At 70.7% G+C, this 17,537-nt stretch carries 13 protein-coding genes; 4 read left to right on the top strand and 9 right to left on the bottom strand.

The window, feature by feature from the left end:
- Nucleotides 1-4: 4 nt before the first annotated feature.
- Nucleotides 5-1,120, bottom strand: coding sequence for a CNNM domain-containing protein (locus K933_RS00215; protein ID WP_023392642.1), 1,116 nt, complete (start codon nt 1,118-1,120; stop codon nt 5-7).
- A 207-nt stretch (nt 1,121-1,327) separates the two neighbouring features.
- On the opposite strand from K933_RS00215, the gene K933_RS00210 reads away from it, so the two are divergent.
- Nucleotides 1,328-2,434, top strand: coding sequence for a CNNM domain-containing protein (locus K933_RS00210; protein ID WP_023392641.1), 1,107 nt, complete (start codon nt 1,328-1,330; stop codon nt 2,432-2,434).
- A 46-nt stretch (nt 2,435-2,480) separates the two neighbouring features.
- Entirely contained in the window at nt 2,481-3,578 is a 1,098-nt protein-coding gene (locus K933_RS00205) for a CNNM domain-containing protein (RefSeq protein WP_023392640.1), read from the top strand.
- A 58-nt stretch (nt 3,579-3,636) separates the two neighbouring features.
- On the opposite strand, the gene thiD is transcribed toward K933_RS00205, so the two are convergent.
- From thiD to tenA, 3 genes are read right to left on the bottom strand one after another with little or no spacing between them, the layout of a single operon-like run.
- Nucleotides 3,637-4,998, bottom strand: a complete 1,362-nt coding sequence (gene thiD / locus K933_RS19320) for a bifunctional hydroxymethylpyrimidine kinase/phosphomethylpyrimidine kinase (RefSeq protein WP_023392639.1) — start codon at nt 4,996-4,998, stop codon at nt 3,637-3,639.
- Nucleotides 4,995-6,551, bottom strand: a complete 1,557-nt coding sequence (locus K933_RS00195; protein WP_235063397.1) for a sodium:solute symporter family transporter — start codon at nt 6,549-6,551, stop codon at nt 4,995-4,997. The genes thiD and K933_RS00195 overlap by 4 nt, the downstream gene beginning before the upstream one ends.
- Complete coding sequence (tenA, locus tag K933_RS00190) at nt 6,552-7,268, bottom strand: thiaminase II (RefSeq protein WP_023392637.1); 717 nt, start codon at nt 7,266-7,268, stop codon at nt 6,552-6,554.
- Nucleotides 7,269-7,373: 105 nt separating this feature from the next.
- Between tenA and K933_RS00185 the strand changes: the two genes are divergently transcribed.
- On the top strand, nt 7,374-8,300 hold the full coding sequence (locus tag K933_RS00185; protein WP_049947444.1) for a thiamine-phosphate synthase family protein: 927 nt from the start codon (nt 7,374-7,376) through the stop codon (nt 8,298-8,300).
- A gap of 40 nt (nt 8,301-8,340) precedes the next feature.
- On the opposite strand, the gene K933_RS00180 is transcribed toward K933_RS00185, so the two are convergent.
- Entirely contained in the window at nt 8,341-8,889 is a 549-nt protein-coding gene (locus tag K933_RS00180) for a hypothetical protein (protein WP_023392635.1), read from the bottom strand.
- A 1-nt stretch (nt 8,890) separates the two neighbouring features.
- Nucleotides 8,891-10,237 (bottom strand): NRAMP family divalent metal transporter, encoded by a 1,347-nt coding sequence (locus tag K933_RS00175; protein WP_023392634.1) that lies wholly within the window; start codon nt 10,235-10,237, stop codon nt 8,891-8,893.
- 1,316 nt (nt 10,238-11,553) lie between these two features.
- Here K933_RS00175 and K933_RS00170 point away from each other — a divergent pair.
- Nucleotides 11,554-13,812, top strand: a complete 2,259-nt coding sequence (locus K933_RS00170) for a glycoside hydrolase family 3 N-terminal domain-containing protein (protein WP_049947443.1) — start codon at nt 11,554-11,556, stop codon at nt 13,810-13,812.
- Between the two features lie 147 nt (nt 13,813-13,959).
- Here K933_RS00170 and K933_RS00165 read toward each other — a convergent pair whose 3' ends face one another.
- From K933_RS00165 to gfo6, 3 genes are all read right to left on the bottom strand, one after another.
- Nucleotides 13,960-14,847, bottom strand: a complete 888-nt coding sequence (locus K933_RS00165) for a fumarylacetoacetate hydrolase family protein (protein WP_023392632.1) — start codon at nt 14,845-14,847, stop codon at nt 13,960-13,962.
- A 159-nt stretch (nt 14,848-15,006) separates the two neighbouring features.
- Entirely contained in the window at nt 15,007-16,251 is a 1,245-nt protein-coding gene (locus K933_RS00160) for a mandelate racemase/muconate lactonizing enzyme family protein (protein ID WP_023392631.1), read from the bottom strand.
- 97 nt (nt 16,252-16,348) lie between these two features.
- A complete protein-coding gene (gene gfo6, locus K933_RS00155) occupies nt 16,349-17,440 on the bottom strand; it encodes a D-xylose 1-dehydrogenase Gfo6 (RefSeq protein WP_023392630.1) in 1,092 nt (363 codons plus the stop codon).
- Nucleotides 17,441-17,537 lie beyond the last annotated feature (97 nt).

Genomic DNA, 17,537 nt, shown 5'->3' with positions numbered 1-17,537 from the left:
CGGCTCACGCCGCGCCGGTGCCGGAGCCCGCACCCCGGTCGAGGGGGTCTTCGACTTCGCCCAATACCTCCTCGAACGCGTCGGTCGCGGTGATGAGTCCGACCGTCCGGCCGTCCTCGACGACGAACGCGGCCTCCTGGTCGGCGTCTTGGAACTCGTCGATCAGGTCGCTGATCGGGATGTCCGGCCGGACCGTCATCGGGGGCGAGGCGATGTCGGAGAAGTCGATCTCGTCGGCTTCGAGCGCCTCCCGCGAGCGGACGAACGCCGGCAGGTAGACCACGCCGACCAGGTCGTCGAGGTCCGACCCGACGAGCGGAAACCGGGTGTAGGCGTTCGCCCGGATCGTCTCGCTGTTCTCCGCGACCGACCGCTCGGTCGAGAGCGCGACGATGTCCTCGCGGGCGATCATGATGTCGGCCGCGTGGATGCGGTCGATCGCGATGGCGTTGGTGATCTCGTCGCGGCGCTCCTCGGAGACGTCGAGGTTCGCCAGCACGCCCCCCATCTGATTCATGAGTTCGCCCCGCGAGGTCACGCTGCCCTCCTCGTCTTCCATCTCCTCTTCGGCCCACGACCGGGTCATCTCGACGCCGAACGCCGAGAGGATCGCCTTCGCCAGCCAGTCGGCCAGCCGGATGACCGGCGAGAAGACGCGCGTCCACCAGTAGAGGATCGGCGCACCGAACTTGGCGACCTGTTTCGAGCGCTCGATGCCGAGGTACGTCGGCGCCTGTTCGCCCACCGTCAGGTGGAGGAGGTTGATGATCACGAGCGCGAGCGCCACCGCGAGCGCCGCGTGCCCCCCGCTGCCGGGACCGAGCAGACCCGCGACCCCGATCGACCGCAGTACGGGGTCGAGCACCGCCGCCAGCGCCGGTTCGGCGACGAACCCCAGCCCGACGCTACAGATAGTGATGCCGAGCTGACACCCCGAGAGGAATATCTCCAGCCGTTCCGTCATCTCCCACGCCCGTTCGAGCCCCCGCGACCCCTGGAACTCCGCCTCGTCGAACTGGCGGACACGGGTCATCGCGAACTCGATGGTCACGAAGTACCCGTTCCCGAGCAGGAGCACCACGCCGGCGAATAGCTGCCCGAGTGTAGCGATGTCGACCATATCTTCCACTCTGAGAGCACGGGGCAGACGGTAAACTCTGTCCATCTCGATTACCTTCCTTACCCGATGTACGGCCGCTCCCCGCCGAACGTTCGGTCTCTCCCCTCGTTCGCCGGACGTCTCGTACTGTCCGAAGAATAGGGTTCTAGTTCGATAGCTGGCAACAGCCTTTTTAACATTTCGGACGGAACGACGACGAGACGGCAATTGCAACCCACAGAGATCACGCTGCGGATCGTCGCCGGGATCGCTCTCGTCCTCGCGAACGGGTTCTTCGTCGCGATCGAGTTCGGGCTCACCAGGGCGCGTCAGTACCCCGAATCGGAGTTCGTGGAGGCGGGACTCGAACGCGCCTGGGAGATGACCGAGGATCTGGAGATCTACCTGACCGGCTGTCAGGTCGGGATCACCGCCGCCAGCATCTCGCTCGGGATCGTCGCCGAACCCGCGCTCGCGGCGCTGTTCGAGCCGCTGTTCGGCGGGACGCTCCTCGCGTCGGTCGGCGCGGGGACGCTGCTCGCGTACTTCGTCGTGAACCTGGTCCACGTCGTCTACGGCGAGCAGACCCCCACCTACCTCGGCGTCGAGCGCTCGAAACAGATCTGTCGGGTCGGCGCGACGCCGCTGTACTGGTTCACGCGTCTCATCCGACCGATCCTCGACCTCGGTGACATCGTCGCGAAGTGGACGCTCAAGCTGTTCGGCGTCGAGATGACCGGCGCGTGGCTCGAATCGGAGGCGGACGTGATCGAGGGACGCGCCGACCTCCACCGACGGCTCCGGACGGTGCTCTCGGAGAGCGACCTCCCCGAGGAGCGCCACGGCGAGGTGATGAACGCGCTCGCGGCCGGCGAGCTTCCGGTCCGGAACGTGATGGTCCCCCGCGAGGAGGTGGTGGCGCTGTCGACGGCGAACACGCCCGCCGAGAACCTCGACCTGATCGAGGGGACGCAGCACCGCCGGTTCCTCCTGTTCGGCGACGACGAGTCGGAGTTCCGCGGGATCGTCTACCTCGCGGAGTTGCTGAACGAGTTCGAGGCGTACCGGGACGGCGAGATCGCCATCGAGGCGATCGCCGCGCCGCCGATGACGCTCCCCGCCGACGAGGAAGTCAGCGACGCTATCGACGCGTTCCAGGCCGAACAGCAGGAGCTCGCGTTAGTCGCGGACGACGGCGAGTTCGTCGGCCTGCTCACCGCGACGGACGCGTTCGAGGCGGTGCTGGGCGAACTCGAAGGGCCGGGCGACGTGAACGGACCCTCCCGTCGGCCCGACGACTCGCTGGGTCTCGACTCGCGGGGTGATCCCGCGTGACCCGGTCGCCCCGTGACCGCCGCTCGCGGACCGAGGGGTGGGACCGATGAACGCGACGACGATATCGCTCCGCCTGCTCGCGGGGGTCGCGCTGATCCTCACGAACGGGTTCTTCGTCGCGATCGAGTTCGCGCTCACCCGCGCCCAGCAGTACACCGAGGCGGAGTTCCGAGAGCCGGGGCTCGAACGCGCCTGGGAGATGACGGAGAACCTGGAGATCTACCTGACGAGCTGTCAGATCGGGATCACCGCCTCCAGCATCGCGGTCGGTATCATCGCCGAACCGGCGCTCGCGGCGCTGTTCGAGCCGCTGTTCGGCGGGTCGTTCCTCGCGTCGGTCGGCGCGGGGGCGGTCCTCGCGTGGCTGGTCATCAACCTGGTCCACCTCACACACGGCGAGCAGGCGCCCACCTACCTCGGCGTCGAGCGCTCGAAGCAGGTCTGTCGGGTCGGCGCGACGCCGCTGTACTGGTTCACGCGCGCCATCTGGCCGCTGCTCCGGGTCGGCGACCTCTTCGCCAAGTGGACGCTCGGGCTGTTCGGCGTCGAGATGACCGGTGCGTGGCTCGAAGACGGCGAGGAGGACGCGGGGAGCGACCCGGTCGAGAGCCGCTCGGACGTCCACGAGCGGTTCGAGACGGTACTCGACGGCAGCGGCGTCTCCGAGGAGCGCCGCACGGAGGTGATGAACGCGTTAGCCGTCGAGGAGCTTCCGGTCCGGAACGTGATGGTCCCCCGCGAGGAGATGGCGCTCCTCTCGGTCGACGACTCCTTCGAGGAGGCGCTCGCGGTGATGCGCGACCACTCCCACTCGCGGTACCCGCTGGTCGGCGACGGTCTCGACGACCTCCGGGGGATGGTCTACCTGCCGGCGGTCACCTCGCGGTTCGACGCGCTCGCGAGCGGCGAGATCGACCTCGAATCGATCGCCGAACCGCCGATGACGATCCCCGCCGACGAGGAGGTCAGCGACGCTATCGACGCGTTCCAGGCCGAACAGCAGGAGATCGCGCTGGTGGTCGACGACGGCGAGGTGGTCGGCCTGCTCACCGCGACGGACGCGTTCGAAGCGGTGATGGGCGAACTCGAAGACCCGACCGAGGGGGACGGCGCGGCCGGCGACGGGACGACCGCGGGCACCTGACCGACGCTCGCGCGGCCGAGCCGGCGGTCGGACGCGGTCGGCGGGTGCCTCCCCCGGACTACCGAGCGTCGTCGAGCGTCCCGACCAGGTCGACGAGCCGTTCGGGCGAGTCCGCGAACAGCCGGCACATCGCCTCCTTGCCGACCGCACCGCGGTCGTATATCGCGTCGGGGACCGCTTCTCGACCCGCCATCGCCCGCTCGACGGTCCACGCCATCGTCCCGCCCTCGCGCGCCTCGGTCGGGTCGGCGTCGGGTTCGGCGGTCCGGTCCACCTCGACGGCGTCGAGGCGGTCGGTCGCCGCCGCGGCCACGCGGTCGTCGAGGCGGACGTTCGCGGCCGCCCGCATCCGAGGGTCGTACGTCCTGACCGCCAGCAACAGGCGCGCGACGTGGCTCGACGCGCCCAGGCGGACGCCGCCGGCCGCCCGGACGCCGTCGCTCGTCCGGTGGAGGCGGCCCTCGACGGCGGCCACCTCGTCGGTTCCCGTCGCGTACGGCGTGGCGACGACGACGTTCGTCCCCACCTCGGGGACGAGCGCGGAGGCGTCCCGGTCTCGGAGGGTGCGGACCACGCCGTCCACCGCCTCGGTCGCGTCGTACCGCGCGGCGTCGTTCCGGAGGGCCGCGAGGTGGTGGACCGGTCCCGCGCCGCCCCCCACGTCGAGAGCGTAGCGAATCGCCCGGTCGACCAGCGTCTCGGCGCGGTCGACCGCCGCGGGCAGGTCGTCGCCGGCGGCGAGGCGGGCGGCGACCGCCGCCGAGAGGGTGCAGCCGCTCCCGTGGGTGTCGTCGGTGTCGACCCGCGGCTTCTCGAACGTCCGGGTCTCCCCGTCGGCGTACAGCACGTCGACGAGTCGGTCGCCCCCGAGGTGGCCGCCGGTCACGAGCACCGCGTCGGGACCGTCGCCGCCCTCGGCGATGGTCTCGGCGGCCGCGCGTGCGTCGTCGACGCTCCCGACGCTCCGCCCGGCGAGCACCTCCGCCTCGGGGAGGTTCGGCGTCGCCAGCGCCGCCCGCGGGAGCAGGTCCTCGCGGAGGGCCGCTTCCGCTCGCTCGGCGAGCAGTCGGTCGCCGCTCTGTGCGACCATCACGGGGTCGACCACCAGCGGGAACTCGTAGTCGGCGAGGCAGTCGGCGACGGTCTCGACGATCGCCGCGGAACTGAGCATGCCGGTCTTGGCGGCGCCGACCGCGAAGTCGTCCGCGACCGCGCGGACCTGCGCGTCGACCACACCGGTCGAGAGGTCCTCGATGGCGTCGACGCCGCGCGTGTTCTGGGCGGTGACGCTCGTGACCGCGCTGGTGCCGAAGGTACCCAGCGCTTCCATCGTCTTCAAGTCCGCCTGGATGCCCGCGCCGCCGCCGCTGTCGGACCCCGCGACCGTGAGCGCCACCGGACGGTCGACCGGGTCGGTCATCGGCCCACCTCCCGCCCGCCGTCGGTCGCGGGCGTCGGCTCGGTCTCGGGACCGCGACCGGGGTCGTCGAGCGAGCGGACCTCGCTCGCCAGCGAGTCGAGGTCGAACCGGTCGTCGCCCCACCGCGCGCCGGCGACCGACAGCGCGGTCGAGACGCCCGCGGCGCCGACGAACGCGTGGACGAACGACGCGCCGGGGAGGAGCGGCCCGACGACCGGGAGACCGGTCAACGCGCCGTGGAACGTGGGGAAGTACGCCAGCCCGACCGCGAGACCGGCGACGCTGCCGACGAGCGCGCCCGTCTCGGTCGCCCGCGCGGAGTAGAGGCCGTGGAGGAACGGGACGAACGTGGCGGCGCCGAGCAGGTCCGCGAGCAAGAACAGTTCGAGCACGCCGTACCCCTGCGCGCCGACGACGACGGCGCCGGCGGTGACGACGACGGTCAGCCCGCGCGCGACGAGGCGGAGGGTCCCCGCGTCGGTGCCGTCGAGCGCGCGAGCCAGGTCGACCGTGACGACGCTCGCGAGCGCGTTGACCATCGTGTCGGCCGAACTCGCCATCAGGAGGACGACGAGCACCACCACCCCGAGCGTCGCCCACCCGGGGAGCGCCGCGGCGACGACGACGAAGAACGCGGCGCTCGGGCTGGCGTCGCCGAGGAGTCCGAGACCCGCGGCGGCGACGCCGAACAGCCCCGCCGCCAGCAGCATCGGCACGAGCACGACCGCCGCGAGCGCGAACCCGCGGCGGACCGCGCGGTCGTCCTCGGCGGCGAAGACGCGCTGCCACTGGCCTTGGTTGAACACGCTCGCGCCGGTGATCGCGATCACGACGTACGTCCCGAACGCGACGCCGGGGAGGAACGTCGGGTCGAGCAGGTCGGGGTCGGCGGCCGCGACCGACCCGTACACCTCGGCGGGACCGCCGAGACCGACCACCGCGGCGACGACGCTGACCGCGAGCAGCGGGAGGACGACGAGCGTCTGGACCGTGTCGGTGAAGATGCTCGCGACCAGCCCGCCGTAGGCGGTGTACAGCAGGACGAACCCGCCGACGGCGCCCGCGGTGACCCACGCGGGGACGCCCGCGACGAACCCCAGCGCGTCGGCGACGGCGGTCATCTCGGCGGCCAGCGAGACGAACATGTAAAACGCCGCGATCAGCAGGGCGTACGCGTACATCCGCCGGCCGTAGCGCGCGTAGACGTACTCGGTCAGCGAGTGGCCGCCGGGGAGGCGCTCGCGGACCCGGACGCCCACCGAGACGAACAGGAGCAACGGCACTGCGCTCCCGAGCGCGTAGCCGGCGACGGCGGCGACGCCGCCGAACGCCGCGCCGGCCTCGGCGGGGCTGAACAGGATCCACGCGCCCGCGCCGCTCGCGACGAGCGTGGCGGCCGTCGTCGTCGTCCCCGCGGAGTCGCGCGCGCTCACGTACTGCTCGACCGACCCGACCCGCCCCCGCGCGTGGACCAGACCGAGGACGGTCACCGCCGCGAGCGCCGCGAGCGTCGCGCCGAGCGCCACCGGCGTCGACACCGGCGTCGGAGCCACTCAGACCCCCTCCCCGGCGGACCCGGCGGCGCGCGCGCCGTCGCGGTCGGTCGCCCGCTCGTGGGGCCACGACTCCTCGGTGTACGCCATCTCCCAGAAGGCGTGTTCCAACTCCGCACACCGGAGAAACGCCGCTTCCATCTCCTCGTGTAGCGAGGGGTGTCGGTCCGCACACCGGTCGACGAACTCCCCCATCCACGCGACCGACTCCCGGAACGCGTCGCCGGTGTACTTCTCGACGAACGGCGTGTAGCGGTGCTCCTCCGTGGCCAAGTCGGCCATGTGTTCGGCCACGTCGAGGTAGCCCCGGCCGCAGGGGTAGATGGCCGCCGCCCCCACCGCGAGCGGTCGCTCCCGGGCCGTCCGGAGCAGGTAGTTGGTGTACGCCTCGCAGGTCGGCGCCTTCGAGACGGCCGCCAGATCCTCGCTCGTCAGGCCGTAGTCGGCCGCGAACGACCGGTGGAGCTCCATCTCGTCGTCGACGATGGCGTTCGCCACCTCGAAGCAGTGGGCCATCGTCGCCTCCTCGTCCGCTTTGGCCCCGAGGACGGCGAACGTCCGCGCGTAGTCGAGCAGGTAGCGGTAGTCCTGTTCGATCCACGTCCGGAACGCCGCTTCGCTCAGGCTGCCGTCGGCGAGTTCGGTCACGAACGGGTGCCGCCTCTGCGCCGCCCAGAGGTCCGACCCGACGTCGAGCAGGTGGTCGCTGAAGCCCATGAGTCGACTCGGCGTTGTGATTCGTGGGTAATATAACTAGTGTATACAACGGGAGTGTACGACCGAGTAGTCGAAACTATGGGGGTGGCGGTTCGAGTCGGTCACGTGCCGCTCCGGTTACCCAGCGAGATCGTGGTCGAGCAGTTCCTGCCGACGGTGCGGGCGATGCTGGCGAGTGCGCTGGTCGAGCGGGGGTTCACCCAACGCGAGGTGGCCGACCGCCTCGGCGTGACCCAAGCGCAGGTCAGCCGGTACGTCGGCGGGGAGACGCCGCTCGCGGAGCGGTTCGCCGAGGACGACCGCACGCGCGAGACGGTCGAGCGGGTCGCCGACGGGTTCGCCTCGGGCGGGATGGACGACTACGAGGCGCTCGCCGAACTGTTCGAACTCGTCCGCGAGTTCGAGGACCGCGGTCCCATCTGCGCCGCCCACGAGGAGGCGATGCCCGCGCTGGCGGGGCTGGGCTGTGACCTCTGCGTTCGGGGTCCCGACGCCGAACTCGAAGCCGAGCGGGCCGTCCTCGCGAACGTCCGGCGGGCGGTCCGCGCCGTCGAACGCGACCCGGCGTTCGTGCCGCTGGTGCCGAACGTCGGCACCAACCTCGGGATGGCGCTCCCCGACCCGGCCGACGCGACGGACGTCGCCGCCGTCCCCGGCCGGGTCCACGCGATGCGCGGGCGGGTGCACGTCCCCTCGAACCCCGAGTTCGGCGCGTCCGAGCACGTCGCCGCGGCGCTGTTGGCGGCGACGGCCGTCGACGCGGGGGTTCGGGGAGCGCTCAACCTCGCCACCGAGGACGCGCTACTCGACGCGGCACGCGACGCGGGGGTCGACCCGCTCCGGTTCGACCCCGCCTACGAGAACCGCCGCGGGCGGCTCGAACGCCGGTTCCGCGAGCGCGGCGGCGTGCCGCGCGTCTGCTACCACGAGGGCGCGTTCGGGACGGAGCCGGTCGCGTACGTGTTCGGCGCGTCGGCCGTCGACGCCGTCGAACTGGCGGCCGACCTGGCCGCCGCCGCCGAGCGGGAGTGACGGGCGGACCGAGCGCGGAGCGTACGCGAGGCGCGACCGGTCAGAGGTCGACCACCCGGTCGGCGCGCGACCGGAGCGCGTCGAGCGCCGCCCGCTCGTTGCGCGACACCCGGTCGTCGGCCCCGAGTTCGTCGCTCTCGAAGGCGTTACAGACGACGCAGTCGGCGGCCTCCCACCGGTCGGCGAGCGCCGTCGCGTCGCCCGCATCGGCCTGACACGGGATGGTGGCGTCGTTGACGAACACGGCCCGCGGGTCGGCCGGCATCGCGTCGAGCAGCCGCCGCGCGCGCCGGGCGTTCGACGCCGCCAACCGGAGCGCCCCCCGCCGATCTCCGGCCGACGCACGCGGCGCGTGCGCGTCGAGTACGCCCGTCCACACGCCGTCCGGGACCCGGGTGAACCGGTCGAGCCGGCCGCCCAGCAGCGTCCCCTCGCGCACCACTTCGGGCGCGAAATCGAGGACGACCACCCCGTCGGTGCCGCGCTCGTCCACCCAGCGGTCGAGCGCGCGGGCGGTCCGGCGCGTCTTGCCGGCGTTCGACGGCCCCGTCACCAGGGTCACGCCGTCGAGCGGGATCCGGTCGTCCATCTCAGCCCGTCGGCTCCACGGGGGCGTCACCTCCGCCCACCCGTTCGCGGACGAACAGCGCGAGCAGTACCAACGTCGCCGCGCCGAGAACGCCCGCGAACGCGAGGACGAACAGCGTCACGGGTCCGACCCCCGCCGCCACCCGCTCGCGGAGGAACGACCCCGCGGTGACGGCGGTCACGGCTATCAGGACGACCCCGCCGACGTTCGCTGCCGTCGACGGCGGTTCGGGGACCGCGCCGGGGTCGTTGAGCAGGTAGACGACCAGCGCGAGCGCGAACGGCGTCCCGACGAGACCGAACGCGAGCGTGAGCACCAGGAGGGGGAACAGCTCGCCGCTCACGAAGACGCCGCCGATACCCGCGAGCGCCACCCCGACGACGGCCGCGCGGTACCGGGGGTCGGAGACGTCGCGCTCCCAGCCGAGTTTGTCCGCGAGGAGGAACGGCGGGACCACCGTGTTCGCGCCGAGCGTCGAGACGGACGCACCCCACAGCCCCGAGAGAAACAGCCAGCGGGCGTTCTCGCCGACCAGCGGGCCGAGCGCCTGCGCGGCCGCCGTCGCGGTGAGTTCGCCGGCGTCGACGTTCGGACCGTAAAGCACCGCCGCGGTCACGAGGAAGATGGCGAGACTGTAGACGCCGAACGCACAGAGCATCGACGCCGCCACGTCGACCCGCGCGAGACCCATGTCCTCGCGGGTCCACCCGCGCGCGCGGGTCGTGTACGACTGCATCGTGACGAGCGTGACGTGGACCGCGCCGCCGAGGATGCCCGCCGCGACCAGCGCGCCCGAGACGCCCGTCGGGAGCCGCGGAACCAGCCCCCCGGCCGCCGCGCCGAGGTCGACCGGCACCACGAACAGCGACGCGACGAACGCGAGGACGACCACCGACACGAGGAGTTTCGCGCCGAGTTCGGCCGCGCGGTAGCCGCCGCCCGCGAGGCCGACGGCGAGGACGACCCCCCAGACGACCGCCCAGACAGTTGGACCGACGCCGGTGACGGCCGCGGAGACGCCCGCCACCGTCTTCGTGATCGTGAGTTGTGCGAGTCCCGCCGCCAGCACGGCGTCGACGACGAGGAGCCACGCCCACCCCTCGCCGAGGCGCTGTTCGACGACCGAGACGATACCCGCCTCGGTGAGCAGTCCGAGCCGCGCCGCGAGGTACTGCGAGAGCGCGCCCAACACGGCCGACAGCACCACCACCCACAGCAGCACGTAGCCGAACCCCGCCCCGCCGGAGACCAGGCTGGCCATCGTCGCCGGACCCGCCGCGACGGCGCCCGCGAGCCAGGTCGGACCCGTTTCGCGCGCGTACATCCTGACGCGGTCGAGCGCGCTCATCCCCGCTCACCCCGGACGGCCCCGCCGCCCGCGCGGGCCGGCTCCACACCCTGTCGGTTCATACCACCGGGTAGTATTTGGGGGTGATTAAACTTGTGAGACGTGGTCTGCCCGAAAAGGTAGAATGGATAATAGGAGTGATTGTTGACTTCTCGGGAAAACCGTTCGTAGTCGTACATTACTGGGACGACTCACTCGACGGAACTCGACGGAGCGTACTCCGGACGGAGAGGGGCGGACAACCGTACGGACGGCCGAGGAAGGCCCTCGAATCCGACGTGCGCTGTCGCCGCCTGACGGCCGGTCGGATACGTCCCCGTCTCCTCCTCGTAGACCGCTGATCGGCCGCGTTGGGCGTCAATCGGAGTGAGAACGGTACGACACGGGCCGCACCGTTGACCGGTCCCACTCACCGAACGATAAGCTCGAAATTCATATACTATTTCGTATATACCGATCGTACACGGGATCGATAGTCGGCTGTAGCCCTCAGTCGTGGGGCGCGAGTGTTCGACCCCATTCGACCCTCGCACCGCGTTCTCCCATGACAAACACTGAAGGATCAGCAACGATCGGGATCGTGAGCGACGCTCACCGCCCCAGCCGACGGCCCGTTTACAGTGGTACCGGTGTAATCGCTTCCGTCGCGCCCGGCGCGGACCCCTCGGCTCCGGCGACGACCGAGCGACTATCGCCGACGGACGCGAACGGCCGGGTCGGACCGCCGAGTCGTCCCCTCCAGTCCGTGAGGGGGCGTCTGACGCGGTTTCACTCCAATCTCCGTTATCGTTCCCGTTTTCAGAACGGTCGTTCTCCACCTCGGGCCGGTGGACCGCTCGTCGGCTTCTGACCCCCGAACGGATCGATCCGCCGTCAGGTCGTTCCGAGGGGTGTGAGGTGCCGACGGTCGGCAGTAGCCGGTGAGGTAATCGCTCGCCGACCCCGGTGTGGGTGACGACTCACGGAACGCGCGCGTCCTGGCGGGGCTATCCGGCGTCGAGACGCCGGTGATCTCGTTCTCCATTCAAGAACCGTCGGGTTGATCGGAAGTCTTCGGGCGTGTGTCCCGCTGTCTCCGGTATCGAGCGGGTCAGAGCGGCTCGGATTCGGTCGCCGGCGGGGCGAATCCCCGCCGGAACCCGTTTTCAAATGGGGAACGCCGCATCGCGGCGCGCAGCGTCTCCCGTCGGCGCCGCGGTCCCGGCGCACCGAACGGTTAAAGACGGAGGGTCGAGAGTGGCACGACCATGAACTCCGACGCGGAGCAGGCGACCGGCGGGTCCGCCGACCGGCGGGTCGAGACGTTGCTCGAACGGATGACGCTCACGGAGAAGGCGGCGCAGTTGGGGTCGGTCAACGCCGAGGAACTCCTCGACGACGACGGCGAACTCGACGAGGACGCCGTCGACGACCACCTCTCTGGGGGGATCGGTCACCTGACCCGTATCGGCGGCGAGGGGAGCCTCTCGCCGCGGGCGGCGGCCGAGACCACCAATCGGCTCCAGGAGTACCTCCGCGAGGAGACCCGTCTCGGCGTGCCCGCCATCCCCCACGAGGAGTGTCTGAGCGGCTACATGGGGCCGGAGGGGACGACGTTCCCCCAGACGCTCGGGATGGCGAGCACGTGGTCGCCCGACCTGATGGAGGAGGTCACGACGACGATCCGCTCGCAGTTGGAGGCGATCGGCACCGCACACGCGCTCTCGCCGGTGCTCGACGTGGCGCGCGACCTGCGGTGGGGCCGCGTCGAGGAGACGTTCGGCGAGGACCCCTACCTCGTGGCCGCGATGGCGTGCGGCTACGTGGACGGACTCCAGGGCGACGGCGACGGTATCTCGGCGACGCTGAAACACTTCGCGGGCCACGGTGCGGGCGAGGGCGGGAAGAACCGGAGTTCCGTCAACGTCGGCCGGCGCGAACTCCGCGAGACCCACCTGTTCCCGTTCGAGGCGGCGGTCCACACCGCGAACGCCGAGTCGGTGATGAACGCCTACCACGACATCGACGGCATCCCGTCTGCCGCCGACGAGTGGCTCCTGACGGACGTGCTCCGCGGCGAGTGGGGGTTCGACGGGACGGTGGTGTCGGACTACTACAGCGTCGAGTTCCTCCGGAGCGAACACGGCGTCGCCGCCGACGAGGAGGAGGCCGGGCGGATGGCGGTCGAGGCGGGCGTCGACGTCGAACTCCCGTACACCGACTGCTACGGCGAGCACCTCGTGAGCGCCGTCGAGTCGGGCGACCTCGCGGAGGAGACGGTCGACGCCGCCGCCCGGCGCGTCCTCACGGCGAAAGCGCGGAAGGGACTGCTCCCCGGGGGCGACCCGACGGTCGACGCCGACGCGGCGGCCGACCCGTTCGGCACCGACGAGGCGGACGAACTCACGACGCGGGCCGCCCGCGAGTCGATGACGCTCCTGAAGAACGAGGGCGACCTGCTCCCCCTCGACGACGTGGGGTCGGTCGCCGTCGTGGGACCGAAGGCCGACGACGTCCAGGAGATGATGGGCGACTACGCGTACGCGGCTCACTACCCCGAGGAGGAGGTCGAACTCGACGCGACGACGCCGCTCGACGCCATCGACGCGCGCGGCGCGGAGCACGGCTTCGACGTGCGCCACGAGCGGGGGTGTACCACGACCGGTCCCGACACCGACGGGTTCGACGCCGCCCGCGACGCCGCCGCCGACGCCGACGTGACGGTCGCGTTCGTCGGCGCGCGCTCGGCGGTCGACTTCTCCGACTCCGACCGCGAGCGGGTGAACCAGCCGAGCGTCGCCACCAGCGGCGAGGGGTGTGACGTGGTCGACCTCGACCTGCCCGGCGTGCAGGGCGACCTGCTCCGACACGTCCACGGGACGGACACGCCGCTCGTGGTGGTGCTCGTCAGCGGCAAGCCCCACTCGGTCGAGTGGGTCGCCGAGGAGGTCCCCGCGGTGGTACACGCGTGGCTCCCCGGCGAACGCGGCGGCGAGGGGGTCGCGTCGGTCCTGTTCGGCGAGCAGAACCCCGCCGGCCACCTCCCCGTCTCGATTCCCAAGTCCGTCGGACAGCTTCCGGTCCACTACAACCGTAAGCCCAACACCGCCAACGAGGAGTACGTCTACACCGACAGCGACCCGCTGTACCCGTTCGGCCACGGGCTGAGCTACACCGAGTTCGCGTACGGCGACCTCTCGCTGTCGGTCGACGAACTCGCCCCCGCGGGGACGGTGACCGCCGAGGTGACCGTCGAGAACGCGGGCGACCGCGCGGGCCGCGACGTGGTCCAGTTGTACGCGCGCGCCGAGAACCCCGACCAGGCCCGACCGGTGCAGGAACTCGTCGGGTTCGAACGGGTCGACCTGGAGGCGGGCGAGTCCGCGCGGGTCTCGTTCGAGGTGGACGCCTCCCAACTCGCCTACCACGACCGCGACATGGACCTGACGGTCGAGGAGGGTCCCTACGAGTTCCGCGTCGGCCACTCCGCGGCCGACGTCGCGACGAGCGCCGGCGTCGAGGTCACCGGCACGAAGGAGGTGCCCGCGACCGGTCGGACGTACTTCGCCGAGACCGACGTCGAGACGGACGAGTAGTCGCGCGGTCGTCGGGAGATCCCGCCGACCCCCGGGGGGTCGGCTCCCGTCGTCGTTCGTCGCGTTCGTCTCCGTTCCGTTCGTCGTCTTCTCTCCGCCCCGTTCGCGTTCGTTCCCGTCCGGTTCGTCCCGGTCGCCTCGGCGAGTTCAGACGGTGACGGTGTCGTTGACGAGGCGGCCGATCCGGTCGATATCGATCGCGATCCGGTCGCCCTCCTGAAGCGTGAAGTCGTCGTCCGGCACGAGCGCGGTTCCGGTGAGCAGGACGACCGTTTCGGGCAGTTCGTTGTGTCGGTAGAGGTACTCGACGAGCGTCTCACACCGCGTCGCCATCTCACCCGTAGAGGTGGAGTCCTCGTACATGAGTTCGCCGTCGCGTTCGATGGTTAGCGACATCGTCAGGTCGTGGGGATCCTCGACGGTCTCTTCGGTCGAGACGCACGGCCCGACCGAACAACACCGGTCGTACACCTTCGCCTGCGGCAAGTAGAGGGGGTTCTCCCCTTCGATCGACCGGCTGGAGACGTCGTTGCCGACCGTGTAGCCGACCACGTCACCGCGGTGGAGGACCACGCCGAGTTCGGGTTCGGGGACGTCCCACTCCGAGTCCGCGCGGACCCCCACAGCCTCTCCCGGGCCGACGGTTCGGCTGGGTGTCGCCTTGAAGAAGACTTCGGGCCGGTCGCTCTCGTAGACGTCGAGGTAGACTTCGGGTTTGCCGCTCTCGGCCTCGCGGGCCTTCTCGCTGATGTGGTAGGTGACGCCCGCCGCCCAGATTTCGTCGGCGACGACCGGCAAGGCAACCGACTCGTCCAAATCGTCGGTCGAGACGGGGTCGGCGTCGGGGATGCGGTCGCGGGCGATGGCGTCGATGGAACGGTCGCCGGCGTTGGCCGCGCGGGCTATCGCGGTGAACGAGCCGAGGTCGGGCGAGGCGGCCGTCAGGTCGTACGCGTCGCCGTCGTCGTCGACCACCACGAGCGAGCCGTCGGCGGACGAGTCGCTCTCCCCGCCGGGGAGTCGGTAGTAGCGCATACCCGCTCAATGAGTCGAGACCCATAAGAGAGTATCGCCATCCGTTCCGTTCACACGGCAGGCCGCCCGTCTCCGTACGAAACGGGAGCGTACGAGAACGAGAGCGGAGCCGCGCCGAACTGAACCGCAACCGAATCGTCGCCGTCGAGTCCGACGGAGCTACGCGTCGGCCTCGTCGAACAGTTCTTCGCCGGCGACCATGTGCTCTTCGACGGCGTCCATGTCGAGCGTGAGACCGAGGCCGGGCTCCTCGGGAATCTCCATCCGGCCGCCCTCGATCAGGTCGTCCTCCTCGACGAGGTCCTCCCACCAGCCCAGTTGGTAGGAGTGGAACTCGACCGCAAGCGAGTTGGGGATGGCCGCCGCGACCTGCGCGGAGGCCATCGTGCCGATGGGCGAGGAGACGTTGTGCATCGCGACGGGGATGTAGTACATGTCGGCGATGTCGGCGACCTTCCGGGTCTCGCGCATCCCGCCGACGCGCGGCAGGTCGGGCGCGATGATGTCGACCCCCTGCGGCTCCAGCAGCGTGCGCTGGCCGAACTTGCGGTAGACGTTCTCGCCGACCGCGATCGGGGTCGAGGTGGACTGCGTCACCTCCTTCTGGACGTCGTGGTTCTCCGGCGGGACGGGGTCTTCGAGCCACCAGACGTCGTACTCCTCGAGGGCCTCGCCCAACCGCTTTGCGCTGCCGGCGGTGAACGACCAGTGGCAGTCGAACGCGACGTCGGCCGCGGCGCCGACCGTCTCGCAGACCTCCTTTACGATATCGACCTTGTGGTCGACCTCGGGACCGCGGAGGTGGCGGTTGGCGTGGTCCTTCTCGTGACCGGAGGGTACGTCGAGGTCGAACTTGATCGCGTCGTAGCCGAGTTCCTCGACGACGCGTTCGGCCTCCTTCGCGTTCGACTCCGGCTCGGACTCGTCGCCGGCGTGACAGTCGCAGTAGATCCGCACCTCGTCGCGGTACTTCCCGCCGACGAGCTGGTAGGCCGGCACGTCGAGCAGTTTCCCGGCGACGTCGTGGAGCGCGATTTCGATGCCCGAGATGGCGGAGATGACCTTCCCGGCGATGGAGCCCTCGCCGGACATCTTCTGGACGAGGTGTTCGTACAGCCGGTCGATGTCGAGCGGGTTCTCGCCGATCAGGAACGGCGCCATCCGCTCGACGATCCCCGCGTCGCCGCCGCCCCAGTACGCCTCGCCGGTGCCGGCGACGCCGGCGTCGGTGTACACGCGCACGAGGATCCACGGGTAGTTCCCGTCGACCATCGTCGTCTGGACGTCGGTGATCTCGACGTCGCGGGCCTCGCCGCGGCTGTTGGCGATCCCCATCGTCTCCGCCGACAGGTCCCGCATCGTGTACTCCTGGTTCGGGTCGTGAAGTTCCCTGTGGTCGACCATTGCGTGCTGAGTATCCCGAAGCCCGATAGTAAAGGTTGTGAATCGCCGAACGCCCCGATCCCGCGGGTTTGAAGCGTTCGCGGCCCCAGCGGTGTCCCTACTCGACCGACACGTCCTCGCCCGTCTCGGCCGCCTCATAGATGGCCGCCAGCGCGCGCATGTCGACCAGCCCGTGTTCGCCGTCGGGTCCGAGCGGCTCTCCCCGGAGGACGTGGTCGGCGAAGTAGTCGAACTCCTCGGTCATCTCGTCGCCGTAGATGTCCCGGCGGCCGTCGTCCACCTCGGCCGAGCGGCCGTCGGCGGTTCGGAGCGTGAGCGTCTGGGGCGTCTCGCCGAGGAACACGGATTCGAGCGTCAACTCGCCGTCGGTGCCGACGACGCGGAGGTGCCCCGCGAGGTAGGCGTTCTGGCTGGCGGTGCAGGTTGCGTACGTGCCGTCGTCGAACTCGACGGTGAAACTGGCGTGCTGGTCGGGCACGTCGCGGAACGCCTGCGCCTCCGAGCGCATCCGCGCGTTCACCGACACCGGGTCGGCGTCGAGGACGAACCGGGCGGTGTTGAGCGGATAGATGCCCAGGTCCATCACCGTCGCGCCGTAGCCCGCCAGGTCGGGGTCAAGCCGCCACTGGTCGGGGTCGTCCGCCACCACGTCGAGCATCTGCTGGCTCATGTGACCGTGGACGAACACGGGGTCGCCGATGGCGCCCTCGCGGACGAGTTCGCGCATCCGGCGCACGTCGGGGTCGGTCTGCATCCGGTAGGCGACCATCAGCGGGACGTCCTCGGCGGCGGAGACCAGTTCCGCCGCGCGGTCGGCGGTCGCCTCCATCGGCTTCTCACAGAGGATCGCCTTGTCGTGGTCGGCGGCCGCCTCCGCGTACGGCAGGTGTTTCGCGTTGGGCGTGCAGATGTAGACGGCGTCGTAGTCGTCGGTCGCCTCGCCGTCGACAAACTCGTCGTACGTGATCGCGGCCTCCGCGGTTTCCACCCCCGCGGCGGCGTCCTCCGCAGAGTCGTGACTGCTGCTCACGAGCACCGTCGTCTCGCAGAAGTCGGACGCCTCGACCGCCGGGATCGCCTGCTCGCGGGTCCACCAGCCGAGACCGACCATCGCGACCCGGAGCGTCCCCGACTCCAGCCCCGCCCAGTCCCGCGCGCGTGCGTCGTTCAGGTAGTCGTCGATCGCCATGCGGGGGAATCCGACCCGACCCGAAAAAGTGTAGCGGACCGCCGCCCGCGCCGTTCCCGCCGAAACCGTAAGAGCCGTGTGTGTGACCGGAGAACGG

The sequence above is a fragment of the Candidatus Halobonum tyrrellensis G22 genome (assembly GCF_000495475.1).
Taxonomy (GTDB): domain Archaea; phylum Halobacteriota; class Halobacteria; order Halobacteriales; family Haloferacaceae; genus Halobonum; species Halobonum tyrrellense.
Note: the sequence above shows the minus strand (reverse complement) of the source record. Positions and strands in the feature narration are given on the sequence as shown.